This window comes from Terrabacter sp. NPDC080008, from assembly GCF_040702505.1.
Lineage (GTDB): Bacteria > Actinomycetota > Actinomycetes > Actinomycetales > Dermatophilaceae > Terrabacter.
On record NZ_JBFBLC010000004.1, the window covers coordinates 225,277 to 243,719 of the forward strand.

Annotated in this window: 15 protein-coding genes; 10 read left to right on the plus strand and 5 right to left on the minus strand. The window is 73.6% G+C overall.

Features of this window, described 5'->3' with window-relative positions:
• Positions 1-30: 30 nt before the first annotated feature.
• Positions 31-1,404 carry a serine hydrolase domain-containing protein gene (locus AB0316_RS13550; RefSeq protein ID WP_366273541.1) on the plus strand — a complete coding sequence of 458 codons (1,374 nt, stop codon included), beginning with the start codon at positions 31-33 and terminating at the stop codon, positions 1,402-1,404.
• Entirely contained in the window at positions 1,395-2,027 is a 633-nt protein-coding gene (locus tag AB0316_RS13555) for a GNAT family protein (RefSeq protein WP_366273542.1), read from the plus strand. The genes AB0316_RS13550 and AB0316_RS13555 overlap by 10 nt, the downstream gene beginning before the upstream one ends.
• A 48-nt stretch (positions 2,028-2,075) precedes the next feature.
• Here the strand turns inward: AB0316_RS13555 and AB0316_RS13560 are convergent, their stop codons facing one another.
• The gene (locus AB0316_RS13560) at positions 2,076-3,587 is read right to left on the minus strand and encodes a glycoside hydrolase family 3 N-terminal domain-containing protein (protein WP_366273543.1); all 1,512 of its coding nucleotides are present in this window, start codon (positions 3,585-3,587) and stop codon (positions 2,076-2,078) included.
• A gap of 362 nt (positions 3,588-3,949) precedes the next feature.
• Positions 3,950-6,046, minus strand: a complete 2,097-nt coding sequence (locus AB0316_RS13565; RefSeq protein WP_366273544.1) for an MMPL family transporter — start codon at positions 6,044-6,046, stop codon at positions 3,950-3,952.
• Positions 6,047-6,100: 54 nt separating this feature from the next.
• On the opposite strand from AB0316_RS13565, the gene AB0316_RS13570 reads away from it, so the two are divergent.
• Positions 6,101-6,598, plus strand: coding sequence for a MarR family transcriptional regulator (locus tag AB0316_RS13570; protein ID WP_366273545.1), 498 nt, complete (start codon positions 6,101-6,103; stop codon positions 6,596-6,598).
• 13 nt (positions 6,599-6,611) lie between these two features.
• Here AB0316_RS13570 and AB0316_RS13575 read toward each other — a convergent pair whose 3' ends face one another.
• From AB0316_RS13575 to ddaH, 3 genes are read right to left on the minus strand one after another with little or no spacing between them, the layout of a single operon-like run.
• The gene (locus AB0316_RS13575; RefSeq protein WP_366273546.1) at positions 6,612-7,859 is read right to left on the minus strand and encodes an NAD(P)/FAD-dependent oxidoreductase; all 1,248 of its coding nucleotides are present in this window, start codon (positions 7,857-7,859) and stop codon (positions 6,612-6,614) included.
• Positions 7,849-8,502, minus strand: a complete 654-nt coding sequence (locus AB0316_RS13580) for a TspO/MBR family protein (RefSeq protein WP_366273547.1) — start codon at positions 8,500-8,502, stop codon at positions 7,849-7,851. Before AB0316_RS13580 ends, AB0316_RS13575 begins: the two co-directional genes overlap by 11 nt.
• Before the next feature lie 36 nt (positions 8,503-8,538).
• On the minus strand, positions 8,539-9,309 hold the full coding sequence (ddaH, locus tag AB0316_RS13585; RefSeq protein ID WP_366273548.1) for a dimethylargininase: 771 nt from the start codon (positions 9,307-9,309) through the stop codon (positions 8,539-8,541).
• A gap of 104 nt (positions 9,310-9,413) precedes the next feature.
• On the opposite strand from ddaH, the gene AB0316_RS13590 reads away from it, so the two are divergent.
• From AB0316_RS13590 to AB0316_RS13620, 7 genes are all read left to right on the plus strand, one after another.
• A complete protein-coding gene (locus tag AB0316_RS13590; protein ID WP_366273549.1) occupies positions 9,414-10,232 on the plus strand; it encodes a MerR family transcriptional regulator in 819 nt (272 codons plus the stop codon).
• 54 nt (positions 10,233-10,286) lie between these two features.
• The gene (locus tag AB0316_RS13595; protein WP_366273550.1) at positions 10,287-11,321 is read left to right on the plus strand and encodes an aspartate-semialdehyde dehydrogenase; all 1,035 of its coding nucleotides are present in this window, start codon (positions 10,287-10,289) and stop codon (positions 11,319-11,321) included.
• A 205-nt stretch (positions 11,322-11,526) separates the two neighbouring features.
• A complete protein-coding gene (gene tmk, locus AB0316_RS13600) occupies positions 11,527-12,186 on the plus strand; it encodes a dTMP kinase (protein ID WP_366273551.1) in 660 nt (219 codons plus the stop codon).
• On the plus strand, positions 12,183-13,343 hold the full coding sequence (locus AB0316_RS13605; RefSeq protein WP_366273552.1) for a DNA polymerase III subunit delta': 1,161 nt from the start codon (positions 12,183-12,185) through the stop codon (positions 13,341-13,343). Before tmk ends, AB0316_RS13605 begins: the two co-directional genes overlap by 4 nt.
• Before the next feature lie 87 nt (positions 13,344-13,430).
• A complete protein-coding gene (locus tag AB0316_RS13610) occupies positions 13,431-15,011 on the plus strand; it encodes an alpha/beta hydrolase (protein ID WP_366273553.1) in 1,581 nt (526 codons plus the stop codon).
• The gene (locus tag AB0316_RS13615) at positions 15,005-16,774 is read left to right on the plus strand and encodes an alpha/beta hydrolase (RefSeq protein WP_366273554.1); all 1,770 of its coding nucleotides are present in this window, start codon (positions 15,005-15,007) and stop codon (positions 16,772-16,774) included. The genes AB0316_RS13610 and AB0316_RS13615 overlap by 7 nt, the downstream gene beginning before the upstream one ends.
• Positions 16,705-18,441 carry an alpha/beta hydrolase gene (locus AB0316_RS13620; protein WP_366273555.1) on the plus strand — a complete coding sequence of 579 codons (1,737 nt, stop codon included), beginning with the start codon at positions 16,705-16,707 and terminating at the stop codon, positions 18,439-18,441. Before AB0316_RS13615 ends, AB0316_RS13620 begins: the two co-directional genes overlap by 70 nt.
• Positions 18,442-18,443 lie beyond the last annotated feature (2 nt).

Below are 18,443 nucleotides of genomic sequence, written 5' to 3' on the forward strand. Positions count from 1 at the left end.
CCACGGTCCTGCCTGCCTAGGCTGGCGCGGGTGATCAGCGATCCCCACACGCATACCCCCGTCGACGCGCCCACCGCGCGCCACCTGCACCACCTGCTGGCGACCGAGCAGCGGCGGGGCCGGCTGCCGTCGGTGACGGCGGCCATCGTCCGGGGCGGCGCTCTCGCGTGGTCCGATGCCATCGGCACCGTCGACGGCCGCGCCGACGGCCAGGCCGCCGACCCGGACACGCAGTACCGGATGGGGTCCATCACCAAGACGTTCGTGGCGGTGGCCGTGATGAGGCTGCGCGATGCCGGCCGCCTCGCCCTCGAGGACCGGTTCGAGGACCACGTGCCGGGCAGCCGCATCGGCGGCGCCACCATCGCCCAGCTGCTCTCGCACGGCGCAGGCGTGCAGGCCGAGACGAACGGTCCGTGGTGGGAGCGCACTCCAGGCGGGGACTGGGACGCCCTGGCCTCCTCACCGGTAACGCAGCGCTTCCGGGCCGGCCGGCGCTTCCACTACACCAACGTCGGCTTCGCGGCGCTCGGCGAGCTCGTGGCGCGGGCCCACGGCGCCGAGTGGTTCGAGGTCGTACGCCGGGGCCTGCTCGACCCGCTCGGCATGACCCGGACGACCACCCGACCGACCGGCAAGGCTGCCCAGGGCCTCGCCGTCCACCCCTTCGCCGACGTGCTGCTGCCCGAGCCGGAGCACGACGCCGGCGCCATGGCTCCTGCCGGCCAGCTCTGGACGACCGCCGAGGACCTGGCGCACTGGGCCGCCTTCGCCGGCGGCGACACCGGCGGGGTCCTCTCGCGCGACACGCTGGCCGAGATGTACGAGCCGCACACCCTCGTCGACGACCCGGGCCAGCCGTGGACGGCCGCCCACGGTCTGGGCTGGCAGCTCTGGAACGTCGACGGCAGGAGGTACGCCGGCCACGGCGGCTCGATGCCGGGCTTCCTCGCCGGCCTGCGGGTCGACGTCGAGACCGGCGACGGCGTTGTCGTGCTCACCAACACCACGAGCGGCCTGGGCCCGGTGGCCTCCGAGCTGCTCCGGGCCTTCGTCGAGCGCGAGCCGCTGGCGCCGGAGCCCTGGCACGCGGCAGGCGACCCGTCGGTCCTCGACCTCGTCGGGACCTGGCACTGGGGTCCGGCGGTCTCCACGGCGCGGGTCGTCGGCGAGCACCTCGTGCTCGGCGAGCCGGGCACGGCCCGCGGCTCGCGGTTCGCCCCAGCGGGCGCCGACGAGTGGGTCGGCCTGGACGGCTACTACACGGGTGAGCCGCTGCGCGTGCACCGCTCACCCGACGGCATACCGACCCACCTCGACCTCGCGTCGTTCCGCTTCACCCGCACGCCCTACGACCCGGCGGCGGACGTCCCCGGCGGTGTCGACGAGCAGGGGTGGCGCTAGTGGCGCAGCCCGACCTGTCTCGGCTCACGTGGCCACGCAGGACCGACCGGCTCGACCTGCGACCGGTGACCCTGGACGACCTCGACGCGGTGCTGGCCTACCGCAGCCGTCCCGAGGTCGTGGTGCACCTGAGCCACGACGAGCTCGACCGCGAGCAGGTGCGCGAGCGCATCACCTCGCGCATCGCGCGCGGCCGGCCGGGTGCCGCCGAGCCGTTGCTGGCGCTCGCCGTCGAGGAGCGCGCCGGCGGGCGGGTCGTCGGCGACGTCATGCTGCGCCTGGAGGTCAGCCACAGCATCGCGCGGACCCCGAGCGAGGAGTGGGAGGGCACCATCGGCTACGCCCTGCACCCCGACGTCCACGGCCGGGGCCTCGCCGCCGAGGCGGCCGCCGAGCTGCTCGTCCTGGGCTTCCGCGACCTCGGGTTGCGGCGGATCACCGCCGACGCCTACGCCGACAACATCGCCTCCAACCGGGTGCTGCGCCGGATCGGGATGCGGCACGAGGCGACGGTGCGCGCGAAGCCGCTCGGCAAGGACGGCACCTGGCTCGACGACAACACGTGGGCGTTGCTGCGCGAGGAGTGGCTCGACCTCGCTGCTCGGCGAAGCTGGCGCACCTGACGGCCCGTCGCCGGACCTCTGAGCGGGTCGCGGGCGCCCGGCGCGCCCTCACATCTGCGTCACGAGGTAGCGCTGCAGCCCTGCGACCGTGCGGGCGTTCCACGTCGTGGCGCCGTCGAGGTGGAGCCAGAGGTAGCGCTGGAGCGCCGCGACGGAGGCCGAGCCCCAGACGCCGGTGACGGGCGCACCGACCCGGGCCTGCAGGGCGCGGATCGTGGCGGTGTCGAAGACGCCGGTCTGGGCGATCCCGAGCCAGCGCTGCAGGGCCGTCTTCGTCTGGGTGCCGAAGTAGCCGGTCACCGGCAGCCGCGGTGCGAGCAGGCCGTACTGCGCCTTGACGGTCAGCACGCGCAGGACCGCCGCCTGCACCCGGCCGCGGAAGACGCTGTCCGACGCGGCGCGCGCGGTCACGGCGCTGACCATGGCAGGAATGACGGAGGGGTTGACGGTCAGCACGACGTCGCCGCCGGCGTCGACGAAGTCCACGGCGCGGGCGCCCGCCGACCAGGCGGCCACCTGCTTGGCGTTGCCGAGGTCGTCGCTGATGACGATGCCGCCGAAGCGGAGGTCGCCACGGATCATCCCCCGGATCACGGTGGGGGAGAAGGCTGCCGGGTGTGAGGCGTCGATGCGCGAGTAGTAGGCGGACGACACCATGAGCAGGTGCGCGCCGGCGCCGATGGCGGCCCGGAACGGCGTGATGTCGGCGGACGTGCGAGTCGTCACCGTGTCGGTGACCCGGGCGGTCGTGTCGGTGTTGCCGGCCACGCGCCCGAGGCCGGGGAAGTGCTTGCCCGTCATCGCGAGCCCGGAGGCCTGCATGCCCTTGAGGAAGGTCGTCCCCTTGTCGGCCACGACGGTCGGGGTGTAGCCGTACTCGCGCTGGTAGTAGCCGATGGGGGCGTTGTAGGGCGCGAAGCTCTTGGCGACGGTGTCCATCACCGGGGCGAGGTCGACGTCGACGCCCGAGCGCATCACCTGGGTGCCCCAGGTGCGGGCGTATGCGTTGAGCGTCGTGTCTGCCCACGTGCCCTGGGTCAGGGCGGTCGGCATGCGGGAGAAGCCGGGGCCCTGCAGGACCTGGACGTAGCCACCCTCCTGGTCGGCGGCGATGAACAGCGGGACGCCTGCAGTGGCCGCGGTGGTCGCCAGCGTGTCGGCGCGGCCGGCCAGGTAGCGCACGGGCGGGGCGCCGGCCGTCGTGCGGCCGGTGAGGATGAGGTTGCCCACGTGGTAGCTGCTGATCGCCGTCGTGGTGGCGGCGCCGAGGCCGGTCACGGGGCCTCCGACCATGAACAGCTGCCCGATCCGCTGCGCGGTCGTCATGCGGTTGTAGGTCGACTGGGCCAGCTGCGCCGGCGTCAGGGCGACGGCGGCCGGCGCTCCCATCGTGGTGGCCGCCGACGCGGGGGAGGGGCCGGATGCCTTGGCGCCGGCGGTGCCGGCGGCGGTCGCCGGTCCGGTGCCCTGCGCGGGCGTTGCCGTGGGGCTGCACCCGCAGACCGCGACGGCGACGAGCGCGGCGCCCAGGCCGGTGAGCGAGAGGTGATGGCGGCGCATGGGACCACCTGCGTTTCGAGGAGGCACGCGGCGACGTGCCCTCAGTCTAGGGCCGGGGCTGCGGCTGCGAGCGTGGTTCCCGGGCGGCCGCATCGCCGTCTCGCGCCGGCGGAGGAGGAGCCAACCGCAAGCCGCTCAGGGCGATTCCTCCGCGTCGCTCGGCCGCCCACAAAGGTGTGGGCCACACGCCGGAAGGGAGTCCGGCGCATGGCCCACGAGTGCCACGACCGGCAGGAGCGGGTCGGTCGGGCGTGGAGGGGTGAGAGGTGAGGTCCGGGGTGGAGGGAGGCCTCCGCACCATCCGCGAACGTGCCTTGCTCGAAAGGGTGCTGGATGGATTCAACGGCCGCACGGGAGCAGTGTCAAGGCTTTGTCCAACCCTGCGTGACCGGCTCCGGTCGGCGGGAGGCCCCGGGGGTCACCTCCGTGGACTCGAGAGCTGCCGGGTGGGGACGCCTCGGCCACCAGAAGCGGTCGCCGAGGGCGACGGCGATGGCAGGGACGAGCAGGGTGCGCACGACGAGCGTGTCGAGCAGGACGCCGACGCAGATGATGACGCCGATCTGGGCGAGCACGACGAGGGGCAGCACCCCGAGCACCGCGAAGACCGCGGCGAGCAGGATGCCGGCGCTCGTGATGACGCCGCCGGTGGCTGCGAGCCCGCGCAGCATGCCCGTGCGCGACCCGTGGGTGCGCGCCTCCTCGCGGGCCCGTGTCACCAGGAAGATGTTGTAGTCGACGCCCAGGGCCACGAGGAACACGAAGGCGAAGAGCGGGGCGCTGTCGTCCAGGGCCGAGAAGCCGAAGACCTTCGTGAAGATCCACCACGAGGCGCCGACGCTCGCGAGGTACGTGGCGACGACGGTGGCGACGAGGACGAGGGGCGCCACGACCGAGCGCAGCAGCAGCCCGAGGGCCAGGAGCACGAGGGCGAGCACGATGGGGAAGATCACGAGCCGGTCCCGTGACGACGCCTCCGCCTGGTCGAGCGCCACCGCCTCGGTGCCGCCGACGTGGGTCTCCGGGAAGCCGGCCAGGGCGGTGCGCAGCGCGCGGACGGTGCCGGCCGCGGCGTCGGAGCCGGGCGCTGCGTCGATGACGGCGTCGACCTCGGCGACCCCGCTGCCCTCCTTGACCGTCCGGGCTCCCACGATGCCCGGCACCTGCTGCGCGGCGGAGGCCACGGCGTCGGGGTCCGCGGTGGTGACGATGACGGCCGGATCGGCGCTGCCGGCAGGGAAGGAGCGGGCCAGCCGCTCGCTCGCCGCAATGGCCTCGGGCTTCTTGAGGAACTGGTCCGAGGACTTCAGGCCGGTCTCGATGGCCGCGAGTCCCGCTGCCATGACGGCCAGGACGACCAGGGTCACGCTGATGACGCGCCTCGGGTGGGCCGCCACGCGGTCGCCGACGCGCCGCCAGAGGCTGTGCCCGTCGGCCAGCGCCGCCTGGCCCTCGTGTGGGACGCGCGGCCAGAAGACCCACCGCCCGAAGGTCACGAGCAGGGCCGGCAGCACCAGCAGGACGAAGGCCGCGGCGACGACGACCCCCACCGCGCACGCCAGCCCGAGCCCGCGGGTGGCGGGGAAGAGCGAGAGCAGCAGGGTCAGCAGGCCGAGCACGACGGTCACCGCGCTGGAGAGGACCGCCTCTGCGGTGCGGCGCAGGGCGAGGGACATGGCCTCGCGCCGGTCCGCGTGCCGGCGCAGCTCGTCGCGGTAGCGGGAGATGAGCAGCAGGGCGTAGTCGGTGCCGGCGCCGAAGACGAGGACCGAGAGGATGCCGATGGTCGACTCGTCCCAGACGATGGAGAATGCCGCGAGCGTGTGGGTGGCGAGCACCGCGGCGAGTCGGTCGGCGACGCCGACGACGAGCAGCGGCAGGATCCACAGCAGGGGGCTGCGGTAGGTGAGCACGAGCAGGAGCGCGACGACGGAGGCGGTGGCGATGAGCAGGCGCGTGTTGGCGCCCTCGAAGACGGCGGCGAGGTCGGCCTGCACGGCGGCTGGCCCGGTCACCTGCGCGGAGACGCCGTCCGGCAGCTCGGCCTTGACCGCCGAGCGGATGTCGGCCACCTGCTTCGCCGTGTCGCCGGCGTCGGTGGCGTCGACGGGAACGACCGCGAGGGCCGCGGTGCCGTCCTCGCTGCGCTGCAGCGGTGCCTTGCCGGCCTCGGGCAGTGTGGCGACGCGCGCCTCGATCGCGGACACGTCGGCGGGCGAGAGGCTGCCGGACTCCTTGCTGAAGACGACGACGGCCGTCGAGCCCTCGCCCTGCGGCAGCCGGTCCCGCAGCGCCGTCGCCGCGGCGCTGTCGGAGCCGACGGGCAGGGCGTCGGTCGAGGCGGCCGTCCGCGAGGCCTCGCCTACCGCACCGACGACGCCGAGTGCCCCCGCGAGGGCCAGCACCACGATCGCCACGGCCCACCACTTGCGTGTGATCCTGTCGGTCAGAGCGTGCACGGGACACCTCCGGATACGATGAGTAAGTGGCTTACTCAGTAGATTGCTAAGTTGGTGAGTGACATTATCAGGAACAAGAGCGCGGGCAAACAGCCGGCACCCGGGGGCGTGCCCGGGGTGCCGCAGTGGCGTACGACCGGCACGCTGTCGGCCCTGCAGGAGCTCGTCGAGGTCTCCGAGAGCGTGCCCGCCGTCGTCGCACGCCGGGCCGGGCTCAGCACCTCCGAGCTGCACTCCCTGCGCCACCTCATGCGTGGCCCGCTCGGCCCCGTCGACCTGGCGCGCCTGCTCGGGGTGACCTCGGCCGCGTCCTCGGGTGTGGTCGACCGGCTGGTGGGCCACGGTCACGCCGAGCGGCGCTCGCACCCCGACGACGGGCGGCGCACCGAGGTCGTCATCACCGACAGCGGCCGCGCCGAGGTGCTCGCCCGGATGACGCCGATGTTCGAGAGCCTCGCTGCGCTCGACGCCACCCTGAGCGACAGCGAGCGTGAGGTGGTCGAGCGCTATCTGCGCGGCGCGACGGCGGCCATGCGGGATCTCCTGCGCTAGGCCGCCTGCCGGGTCAGAGTTGTGCGTGGACCGCCTCGGCGGCGCGCTGCCCGGAGACCAGTGCGCCCTGGATCGAGGCCGTGTCGCGGTGGTCGCCGCACACGAAGACGCCGTCACCGAGGGAGACCGGTGAGCGGGGGTCGAGCGGCGGCGGCGTCGCCGGGAGCGCCGCCGTGATGCGGTGTCGGGTGACCGTCCGCCAGCCAGAGGTGTCGGCGCCGTAGATGTCGCCGACGTGGCGCAGCACCACGGACTCAGGGGCGTCGCCGTCGGGTCGGTCGAGCAGGCAGGTGGCCTCCACGAGGTGACGCGTCGGCGGGGCGTAGCTCGGCGCGGCGGCGGTCATCACCGCCGTGTTCCACACCGGCCCCGGCGGCGTGGTGCCCTCCCGGCGCCCGTCGACCGCCACGAGGGGCAGGCGCGTCGGCGGCTCGGGCGCCTCGAACCACCAGGTGACCAGGCCCCTCGTCACCGGCTCGGGCAGCATTGTGAGGCCCGAGGCCCCCGCCGGGTCGGTGGCCACGACGACGCTGCGGGCGCGCACCCGCGCCCCGTTGACGCGTACGTCCACTCCACCGGGCGACGGCGTCACCGCCTCGACCCGGCTGCCGAGGCGTACCCGGTCACCGAGCGGGGCCGCGAGCTGCTCGGGCAGCGCCTGCATGCCCGTGGCGGGAACGGCAGGGCGTCCCAGCGCGAACATCCGCACGAGCAGCTTCGTGAAGTTCGCGGAGGTGCGGCCGTGGCTGTCGACGAGCACCCCGGCGAGGAAGGGCTCGAGCACCTCCCGGCGCAGCCGCCCGGTGACGCCCGCGGCGTCGAACGACTCGGCGAGCGTCGAGTCCGCCTGCCGCATCACGCCCTTCGGGTCGACGAGTACGCGTGCCGCCCAGCGCGCGAGCGCCGCGAGCTCACGGGGGGCGAGGTAGCCGCTGCGCAGGGTGCGGCCGAGCAGCGCCGGCTCACGCACCGGGTCGGCCACGACGCGCAGCCCCTCGGGGCGCCGCACGAGCACCCCGGCGCCGAACGGCTTGAGGTCCAGGGCGGCCACGTCCACCCACCGCCTCACCGCCGGGTAGGCGGGGCCCAGCACCTGGAAGCCGCGGTCGCAGCGGAAGCCGTCGACGACGTCGGTGCGCACCCGACCGCCGACCGAGTCGCCCTCCTCGAGGACGACCACCTCGTGGCCGAGCTCGGTCAGCCGCGCGGCGCACCGCAGCCCGGCAAGGCCCGCTCCGACGACGACGACGTCAGTGTCCATGCAGCTCCTGCCTCCGGTGGCGGCGCTGCGCCGCGACGAGGACCACCACGGCTGCCACCGCGGCGGCGATGCCCGTCGCGACCGAGCGCGGCTCGTCGCCCAGGCGGCCGATCGCGATCCAGGCCAGCCCCCAGGCCATGGCCGCAGTGACGGCCCAGCGGCCACCGAGCCGCGGGACCAGCACGCCGAGGGTCAGGGCGAGCGCGACGATGACCACGACGCTGGCCCAGATCGAGCCTTGCTGGGTGACGAGCAGCCACAGGGCGTTGAGCACCATCGACGCGGCGGCGAGCCAGCCTGTCGACCGGGCCCGGTCGCGGACGGCGTGGGCGGGCAGGAGCTGCCACACGGCATACCCGAGCAGTCCGAGGTAGATCGGCGTCCAGATGGAGAAGGCCGGGCCGGCGGGCGCGACGAGGGTGGCGGTCGCGGCGAGGGCGCCGCCCGAGGACTCCTCGACGCGGGTGCCGAGCACCCCGACGCCGACGAGCGTCCCGACGACGCAGAAGACCTCGGCGGCCACGACGACGAGCCGTCGCACCTGGTCGCCGGTCGTCAGCGGGCTCGGGGGACGGGTGGGGCGGGCGGTGGTCGCTGTCACGTCGGTCTCCTCGAGGGCGAGGTCGGTCGGACGATTGCTCACTCAGTTAGCGACCTTAACAGCCGGCCCGAGGGGGCACTAGCCGCGCAGGCGCACCGAGAGGCAGGTGACGCAGCCCTCGAGCTTCTCGAACTCGGAGATGTCGACGGTGACGACGTCGTGGCCGTGCTCGGCCAGCAGCTGCGCCGTGCGGGGTGCGGAGGCGGACATCAGCACCGACATGCCGCCGAGCAGCACGACGTGGGCGCCGGCCTCCTCGGGGACCGCGAGGAACCGCGGCCACACCGCCGGGTCGTCGACGAGCGGCGGGTAGCCGATCACCCTGCCGTCCGGGAGCGCGGTGACGGCCGACTTGAGGTGCAGCACCTTCGACACCGGCACCGGCACGACCTCGACGCGGTGTCCTGCGAGCGCTGCCCGCAGCTGCTCCACCCCGGCGAGGTTGGTCCTGCCACCGACCCCGACCCAGACCCGGTGGCCGTGCTTGAGCACGTCGCCGCCGTCCAGGGTCGCCGGTTCCTCGACCTGCACAACGTGGTAGCCGTACGTCTGTACGGCCTCCCGCACGCCGGCTCGCTCGCCCCGTCGCTCCGGTGCTCCCGAACGGCACAGCACCGCGAGGTCGCCGTGCACGACCACCTGGTCCTCGATGAAGACGCCGTCGGGGCAGTCGTCGACCGGCGGCGCCTCGACGACCGTCCAGTCGCGACGCCGCAGCACGTCGCAGTACTCCTGCCACTGGCGCAGCGCCAGGTCCGGGTCCACGGAGCCCGACCGCTCGATGTGCGTCACGAGCCCGTCCGCGAGGCGGGGCGACGGACGGCGGACGAGCGCGAGGCGACGGTGCACGCGATCACTCTAGGGGCGGCATACCGTGGGCCTGTCGGCGCCCGTGTCGCCCTGTGCCGCAACAGGCTTGACCCTCACGCGACGTGAGGCGCCACGCTCGTTCCATGACCGGAAGGACGCAGCAGATGACCACCTGGACGGTGGGGCAGGTCGCCGAGCTCTTCGGGGTGACGGTGCGCACCCTGCACCACTACGACGAGATCGGCCTGCTCGTCCCGAGCGAGCGCTCGCGGGCGGGCTACCGGCTCTACACGGACCGGGACCTCGAGCGGCTGCAGCAGGTCGTGGTCTACCGGCGGCTCGAGCTGCCGCTCGAGGAGATCGCCACCCTGCTCGACCGCGGCGAGAGCGCAGCGTCGCACCTGCGGCGTCAGCGTGACGCGGTCATGTCCCGGCTCGACGAGCTCACCGGCATCGTCGCGGCCATCGACCGAGCACTGGAACGAGCACTGGAGAGAGAGATGAGCAACCAGCCCGCCACCCCCGAGGACCTCAAGGAGCTCTTCGGCGACGGCTTCGAGGACGAGTACCAGCAGGAGGCCCAGGAGCGCTGGGGCGAGACCGACGCGTGGAAGCAGTCGGCCTCGCGCACCAAGGGCTACACAAAGGACGACTGGGCGCAGGTCAAGGCCGAGATGGACGCCGTCAACGCGGCCTTCGTCGCGGCGCTGACCACCGGCGAACCGGCGACGAGCGAGGCCGCCATGGACGCCGCCGAGGCGCACCGCCGGCACATCCACGACCGCTTCTACGACCTCGACCACGACTTCCACCGCGGCCTGGCCGACATGTACGTCGCCGACCCGCGCTTCACGAAGACGTACGACGACCTCGCACCGGGCCTCGCGGCATACGTCCACGACGCGATCCACGCCAACGCCGACCGCCACGGGGCGCACGGCTGCGCGGGGCGCCACGCCTGACCGAAAGGTGAACGCGGCGAGGGAGGGGCACCTCCCTCGCCGTAGCCTTGCTCCATGCGAGTCGGAGTCTTCGGTGCAACCGGTCAGGTCGGCGGCGTCATGCGCGCCCTTCTCGAGGAGCGCGACTTCCCGGTGACGCAGGTGCGCTTCTTCGCCTCGGAGCGCTCGGCCGGCACGACGCTGCCGTTCAAGGGCGAGGACGTCGTCGTCGAGGACTCCGCCACCGCGGACTTCGCCGGCCTCGACATCGCGCTGTTCTCCAACGGCGGCGCCGCCTCCAAGTTGCTGGCCCCGAAGGTCGCCGCCGCCGGCGCGACCGTCATCGACAACTCGAGCGCGTGGCGCAAGGACCCCGAGGTGCCGCTCGTCGTCTCCGAGGTCAACGCCGACGACCTCGACGACATCCCCAAGGGCATCGTCGCCAACCCCAACTGCACCACCATGGCCGCCATGCCGGCGCTGAAGCCGCTGCACGACAAGGCCGGCCTCGTGCGCCTGCACGTCAGCAGCTACCAGGCCGTCAGCGGGTCGGGCGGCAAGGGCGTGCAGGAGCTCGACGGCCAGCTGCGCGGGGCGTACGCCGCCGGTGACCCCGCCGGGCTCGCCCTCGACGGGCGCGCGGTCGCCATCCCCGAGCCGACTGTGTATGCCGTCCCCGTCGCCTTCAACGTCGTGCCCCTCGCGGGGTCGATCGTCGACGACGGCTCGCTCGAGACCGACGAGGAGCAGAAGCTGCGCAACGAGTCGCGCAAGATCCTCCACGCGCCCGACCTGCGGGTCTCGGGCACCTGCGTGCGCGTCCCGGTCTTCACCGGTCACAGCCTCGCCATCCACGCCGAGTTCGAGCGCGACATCACCCCCGACGAGGCCCTGGACCTGCTCAAGAACGCCCCGGGTGTCATCGTCACCGACGTGCCCAACCCGCTCGAGGCCGCGGGCCGCGACGAGGTCTTCGTCGGGCGGGTGCGCGCCGACCAGGCCGCCCCCGAGGGCAAGGGCCTCGTGCTCTTCGTCGTCGGCGACAACCTGCGCAAGGGTGCGGCCCTCAACGCCGTCCAGATCGCCGAAGCGCTCCTCGCCCGCCGCTGACCGCCGCGCAGCCATCCAGCGCTGACCACCCAGCCGCCCACCCCCCTGCCCAACACACCGAGTAGGTCACAACCGACCGCGATCCGATCCCGGTGGGTTGTGACCTACTCGGCGTGTTGCGTAGCGGGGGCGGAGAGGCGCGGGGACCGGGGCGGGGAGGCCGCGGCGGGGAGGCGCTGACGGTGGGGTCGCATAGGCTCGGGGCGTGACGGAGAACCTCGCGGCAGCGACCCATCGAGCCGACACCGCCCCGGGGCTCTTCGTGTGCTTCGAGGGCGGCGACGGCGCCGGCAAGACCACGCAGGTGCGCCTGCTCACCGAGGTGCTCCAGCAGCGTGGTCGCGAGGTGGTCGTGACCCGGCAGCCCGGCGGCACGCCGCTCGGCGAGCAGATCCGCGAGCTCCTGCTCCACGGCGACCACGTGTCGCCGCGGGCCGAGGCGCTGCTCTTCGCGGCCGACAAGGCCCACCACGTCGACGAGCTGATCAAACCGGCCCTGGTCGAGGGCAAGGTCGTCATCACCGACCGCTACGTCGACAGCTCCATCACCTACCAGGGTGCCGGCCGGGCGCTGGGCCGCGACGAGATCATGGCCCTGCAGCACTGGGCCGTCGGCGGGCTGCTGCCCGACCTGACGATCGTCCTCGACGTGACCCCGCAGGTCGGCCGCGAGCGGCGGGGCGACGCCCCGGACCGCCTCGAGTCCGAGGCCGACGCCTTCCACGGCGCCGTGCGCCGCGGCTACCTTGAGCTCGCCTCGACCGACCCCGAGCGCTACCTCGTGCTCGATGCCAGCCAGTCCGTGGAGCGCGTCCACGCCGCCGTGCTCGACGGGATCGACCGCGTCCTCACCGTCCGCCGATGAGCGTCTGGGACGACCTCGTCGGACAGGAGCCCACGATCGAGACCTTGTCGCGGGCGGTGGCCGACGAGTCCGCGATGACGCATGCGTGGCTCTTCACCGGCCCTCCGGGGTCGGGGCGCTCCACGGCGGCCCGGGCCTTCGCGGCCGCGCTGCAGTGTCCGCAGGGCGGCTGCGGGCAATGCCGCGAGTGCCGCACCGCGCTCGACGGCAGCCACGCCGACGTCAAGGTCGTGGCCACCGAGGGCCTGTCGATCAAGGTCGCCGAGGCCCGCGCGCTCGTGCAGGAGGCTGCCCTGCGCCCCTCGGTCGGGCGCTGGCGCATCATCATCATCGAGGACGCCGACCGCCTCACCGCCTACACCGACGCCCCCGCCGACGCGCTGCTCAAGGCCCTCGAGGAGCCGACACCGCGCACCGTCTGGATGCTCTGCGCCCCGAGCCTCGAGGACGTCATCGTCACCATCCGCTCGCGCTCGCGCCACGTGCGCCTGCGCACCCCGCCCGTCGAGGCCGTCGCCGACCTGCTCCAGCGCCGCGACGGCGTCGACCCCGCGATGGCGTTGTATGCCGCCCGCGCCGCCCAGTCGCACATCGGCCTCGCGCGCCGGCTGGCCCGCGACGAGCAGGCCCGGATCCGCCGCCGCGACGTCATCGCGATGGCCACGAAGATCATGGGTGTGGGCGATGCCATCGGCGCCGCTGCCGACCTCGCGCAGATCGCCGACGAGGAGTCGTCGGCCTCGAGCGCCGAGCGCGACGCCGCCGAGCGGTCCCGGCTGATGGAGACCCTCGGGGCCGACCCGACCGCGCGCACCCAGCCGCCGCACATCCGGTCGCAGCTCGCGGCGCTCGAGCGCGAGCAGAAGACCCGCGCCACCCGCTACGCCCGCGACGTCGTCGACCGCGCCCTGATCGACCTGACCTCGATCTACCGCGACGCGCTCGTGCTGCGGCTGGGCTCCGACGTCGACCTCGTCAACCCGGACGCCGTGGACAAGGTGCGGGCGCTCGCCGGTGTCTTCGGACCCGAGCAGCTGCTCGCGGCGATGGACGCCATCCACGAGGCCCGCGACCGCATCAACGCGAACGTGTCGCCGCTGCTGGCGCTCGAGGCGATGGCGCTGCAGCTGCGCGTGCCCCGCGAGCTCGGCCTCTGAGCCGGCCGGACGGCATACGGCCTCGATGCGGTCACGACCCTTGGTCGCGAGAGGCCGCACGCAGGTCGACCCGTTACGGTTTCGGGCATGACGAGACGTCCGGCCGAGTCCACCCGCGCCCGCTCCGCCGCCGTGCCGGCGCTCGCGCCGGTGCTGGTGTCGGTGCTCGCCCTGGTGCTTGCCCTCGCGGGCTGCACGAGCACCTCGGAGCCGCCGGTCGCCGCGACTGCCGGTGCCGGCCTGCCAGCTGCCACGGCCGCGCCCAGCCCTGCGCTGGCGCGCTACTACACGCAGCAGCTCGCCTGGCAGAAGTGCGGCAACCTCGAGTGCGCCGACATGCGGGTCCCGCTCGACTACGCCGCGCCCGACCCGGCGAAGGACCTCACGATCAAGGTCGCGCGCGTCAAGGCCAATGACCAGGCCCACCGCCTCGGCTCGCTCGTGGTCAACCCCGGCGGCCCGGGCGCCTCCGGCATCGAGTACGTCCGCAACGGTGCCGAGACGATCGGCGGCCCCGAGGTGCGCCGCTACTACGACCTCGTCGGCTTCGACCCCCGTGGCGTGGCCGGGTCCGACCCCATCAACTGCCTCAGTGACAAGGCGCTCGACCGCTTCCTGTCCGTCGACCCGACCCCGGACACGCCGGCCGAGGAGCAGACGTGGCTGACGGAGGCCAAGGCCATGGCGGCCGGCTGCCAGGCCGCCGCTCCAGAGCTCGTCAAGCACCTCTCCACCGCCGACGCCGCCCGTGACATGGACGTGCTGCGCGCGGCCGTCGGCGACCGGCAGCTGAACTACCTCGGCAAGTCCTACGGCACCTTCCTCGGCTCGACCTACGCCGACCTCTTCCCCAAGCGCGTCGGCCGGATGGTCCTCGACGGCGTCGTCCCGCCCGACCTCACCAGCGCCGAGCTCGGCGAGGGTCAGGCCCGCGGCTTCCAGATCGCGACCCAGGCCTACGTCGAGGACTGCGTCAAGTCCGACTGCCCGCTCGGCAGCACGCCGCAGGCGGCGCTCAAGGGCCTCGACGACTTCTTCTCCCAGGTCGACCGGCAGCCGCTGCCCACCGGAGACCCGAGCGCCCCGCAGCTGACCGAGGGCTGGGCCCGCCTCGGTGTCGCCGTCGCCCTCTACGACCAGGGCTCGTGGGGCATCCTCACCGACGCCCTGCGCGAGGCCAAGGCCGGCAACGGCCAGAGCCTGATGCAGCTCGCCGACGCCTACGCCGGACGGCGCCCCGGCGGCGGCTATGACGGCAACCTCATGGAGTCCATCTACGCCGTCAACTGCCTCGACCGGCCCGACAGCCCGAAGCTGTCGGCCTACGAGAAGTACGCCAAGGACTTCTCGGCCAAGGCGCCCACGTGGGGCGCGAACCTCGCCTGGGGCGCCCTGCCCTGCGGTGTGTGGCCGGTGAAGTCGACCGACCTGCCGCACAAGATCAGCGCTCCCGGCAGCAACACCATCGTCGTCGTCGGCACCACGCGCGACCCGGCGACGATCTACGAGTGGTCCAAGCGCCTGCGCGACCAGCTCGACAACGCAGTTCTCGTCTCCTTCGACGGTGACGGCCACACCGCCTACGGTCGGAGCAACACGTGTGTCGACAGCGCCATCGACGCCTTCTACGTGCAGGGGCGCGTGCCCAAGGACGGACTCCGATGCTGAACGACGCGCCCGGCCCCAGCGACCTGCCGGACGGGCCGAGTGGGTATGCCGCCCTCCCGCCCGACTACCCGCCACCCCCGCCGGGTGCCTCGTCCGGTGCCGCGCCGGGTGCAGGCGGTCCGCCGGGGCACGGGCGGGGCGCGGCCGGCTCGCCGCTGCGGCTCGTGCTCGCCGCCGTGGCCGTCGTCGCGGTTCTCGCGGTCGTCGTGCTGACGGTCTGGCGGGTCGGCAACCCGCCGCCCGTGTCCCAGGCGCGTCCGCCGGCTCCTGTCCCGAGCGCCGCACCGGGGTCGCCCGGCTCACCGTCGCCCTCGACGCCCTCGCCCGGCGGCACTGCGCCGCAGGACTATCCGGCCGCCCTCAGCAGCTACTACACCCAGCGCCTGAGGTGGTCGCCCTGCTCCGACAACCGCCAACAGCAGTGCACCACGATGCAGGTGCCCGTCGACTACTCCCAGCCCGGCGGCGACCGGTTCACCCTCGCCCTGCGCAAGGCCCCGGCCACCGACCCCGCCAAGCGCGTCGGCTCGCTCGTCATCAACCCCGGCGGCCCGGGCGGGTCGGGGGTGGAGTACGCCCAGTACTCCTCGTTCGTCTTCTCGCCGGCGGTGCGAGCGGCATACGACATCGTGGGCTTCGACCCGCGGGGCATCGGCGCCTCGAGCCCCGTGCGGTGCCTGACGAACTCCGACATGGACCTGCTGTTCAGTGCCGACCCGACGCCGGACTCGCCGGCCGAGCGCGCCCAGCTGCTCGCCGACGTCGACGGGGTGACGGCGCGCTGCGCCGCCCGCGGGGGCACGCGTGCCCGGCACATGAGCACCGCCGAGGTCGCGCACGACATGGACGTCATGCGCGTGCTCCTCGGCGACGCGAAGCTCAACTTCTTCGGTGGCTCCTACGGCACCTTCCTCGGCGCGATGTACGCCGACGCCTTCCCGAAGAAGGTCGGCCGGATGGTGCTCGACTCGGCGATGTCGCCGAACCAGACCGACCAGCAGGAGATGACCTACGACATCCAGGGCTTCGAGTCCTCGATCGACGCGTTCATCGGCTGGTGCGTGGCCCGTACGGACTGCGCGCTCGGGCGCGACAAGGGCGCGGCCCGGCAGAAGATCGTCGACCTGCTCGACACGGTCGAGCGCAAGGGCCTGACCACCGGCACACCGGGGCTCACCAGGATCGGCGAGGGCTGGGTCGGCTTCGCCATCTTCATGTGCCTCTACTCCGACACCTCGTGGCCGACCCTCAACCAGGGGCTGGCGCAGGCCTTCACCGGCAGGGGCGACATCCTGCTCTCCAAGGGCATGTCCGTCGTCGAGCGGAGCCGCAACGGCAGCTACGCGCCGAGCACCTACCTGCAGGCGATGATCCCGGTGCGCTGCGCCGACTGGCCCCGCTCGAAGACGGACCCCGCCGAGCTGGCCGCCCAGCGCAAGGCCCAGGCCGCGCACCCGCTGTGGGCGCGCATGACCGGCGAGATCTACGACAACTGCCGCACCTGGCCCACCCCGGGACGTACCGAGAAGGGGACCACCCTCGCCGTCGGCGCCGACCCGATCCTCGTCATCGGCAACCAGCGCGACCCGGCGACGCCGATCGGCGGCACCAAGCAGCTCGCAAAGGACCTCGACTCGGGCGTTCTGCTCACTTCCGACCATGACGGGCACGGCACCTACTACGCTGGCAACCCGTGCGTGGACTCCGCCGTCGACGGGTACCTGCTCAGGGGAACGGTGCCGGCCGACGGCACGACCTGCTGAGCCGGCTGCTCGCGCCCCTCGTCTCCGTCGCGATCCTCGCGACCCTCCTGCTGCTGGCCGCCGCCCCCGCGCGGGTGCCGGCCGATGCCGGCTCCCACACCGGGGGCAGCGGGCCCGCGGTCGCCGTTGGGGCCGGCCCCTCGGCTGCGCCGGGGGACCGGGCGGCCGCGATCGGGGACCGGCCGTCCACGACGCCGTTCACCTTCACCGGCCCGGTCCAGCCCAACCCCGCCGGTCTCGGTGCCTTCTACGGCAAGCGGGTCACCTGGGCCACCTGCGCCGACGACGAGCGCTTCGACTGCGGGACCGTGGTCGTGCCGGTGGACTACGAGCGGCCCCGTGGCGCGCGGACGTCCGTCGCGCTGCGGCGGCTCCCGGCCTCCGGGCCGGCCCACCGGATCGGCTCGCTGCTCATCAACCCCGGCGGGCCCGGCGGCTCGGGCATCGAGTTCGTCGGGGAGGCGCCCGACTTCTTCGGCGACGCGGTGCGGCAGCGCTACGACATCGTCGGCTTCGACCCGCGCGGGATGGGCCAGTCCGACCCTGTCCGCTGCCTGCGGGACTCCGACCTCGACGCGATGTATGCCGCCGACCCGACTCCCGACACGCCGGGCGAGCGCGCCGCCGCCCGCAAGGCACCCGCGGAGCGCAACCGCGCCTGCCTGACCCGAGGCGGTCCGCTGGCCGCGCGGATGGGCAGCGAGTTCGTCGCCCGGGACCTCGACGTCCTGCGCTCGGCCGTCGGCGACGAGCGCCTCAACTACTACGGCGTCAGCTACGGCACGATGATCGGAGCGCTCTACGCGCAGTTCTTCCCCAGCCGGGTGGGGCACGTGGTGCTCGACTCCGCCGTGCTGCCCGACGCCCGCGAGGAGGCCACCCCCAGCCAGCAGGACGTCGACGCCTCCGCGCGCGGCTGGGCCGACGAGTTCGACGACGTCGTCGACGACTTCGCGACCGACTGCGGGTCGAGCGTCGAGTGTCCCCTCGGCAAGGACCGGGCCGCGGTGTCCGCGACGCTCGTCACCTTCCTCGACCGGCTCGACCGGCACCCGCTCGAGACCGGCTACGCGAGCCTGCCGCGCCTGACCGAGGGCTGGGCCACCACGGCCATCGGCTGGGGCCTGACCCGCCCGGAGACCTGGCCCGACCTCGTGGACGCCCTCGACACGGCCGTCAGCGGAGACGACGGCTCCGACCTCGCGGCGTTCGCCATGGAGATGGTCGACCGCAACGAGGACGGGACGTATGCCGCCGACGCGACGGAGCGCGGGCACCTGCCCGTGACGTGTGCCGACTGGCCGCCCTCGCCGTGGGACTCGGCGGTTCCCAGCCGTGACGTGCTCGAGAACCACCCGCTGTGGGCCCGCGTGGAGGCCCCGACGACCGCCGAGTGCGACGGCTGGACGGGGGTGCGGCGCCGCACGCTGACCGTGCGGCCCGACGTCTCGACCCCCGTGCTCGTCATCGGCAACGACGATGACAAGACGACGCCGATCGAGGACACGCGGGCGCTCGCCGGCGAGATCAGCAGGTCGCGCCTCGTCACCGTGTCCGCGGACGGCCACGGCGCATACGGCAGCGACAACGACTGCGCCGACGAGGTCGTCGACGACTACCTGGCGAGGGCGAAGGCGCCCGAGGACGGCTTCCACTGCGGAGCCTGAAC